At 44.0% G+C, this 552-nt stretch carries 1 protein-coding gene and 1 pseudogene; one reads left to right on the top strand and one right to left on the bottom strand.

Annotated features, from left to right (window positions below):
- Positions 1–225: pseudogene (locus R7Q09_RS27640) on the top strand (inorganic triphosphatase); the annotation flags it as partial.
- A 62-nt stretch (positions 226–287) separates the two neighbouring features.
- Here R7Q09_RS27640 and R7Q09_RS27635 read toward each other — a convergent pair.
- Positions 288–552, bottom strand: a 265-nt coding sequence (locus tag R7Q09_RS27635) for a potassium channel family protein (protein WP_318144145.1), incomplete at its 5' end; no start/stop codon positions are given.

Raw genomic sequence — 552 nt, 5'->3', positions numbered from 1 at the left:
TTCGACGAGCGTAATAGTTTCCGCCTTCCTTGGGCTGACTTAGTGCATGGCATTGATGATCTGTTGATGCTGAACCATCTATTGCCTTTGGTCGATATGCTGGAAAATGAAGAGAAAGAACAGCTAGAGCGTTGGCTGCACCGCCAAGAGCGTTCGATTCTTCATGCAATGGATCAAACAAGAGCAATCAGCGTAGAGACTCAGCCGTACTGGCGTGAAAAATAAGATAAGCGAGCGCAAAGTAGCGTTATCTTCATTAATTTAAAGAGAAATAGGACCGATAGGTCCTATTTTTTTGTCTGAATTTTGCGTTGCTGCATTTCCTCTTCGATAAGAGTTAGTCGCTCAAGGATTTGTTCTTGCTGTTCTAATAGCTGTTCTAACATCCGCTCTTTGTTCTTAGAACGGTGATCTTGCTGTTTAGTCGGAGCGGTTAAAATCGACGTAATCACACCAGAGATCATACCGAAGATCCCCACTCCACAAACGATGATGATGACGGCTAAAAACTTTCCTCCAGAGGTCACTGGATAATGATCGCCGTAACCCACA

The sequence above is a fragment of the Vibrio sp. 2130-1 genome, assembly GCF_033339515.1.
This window is presented reverse-complemented; position numbering and strand designations above follow the sequence as displayed.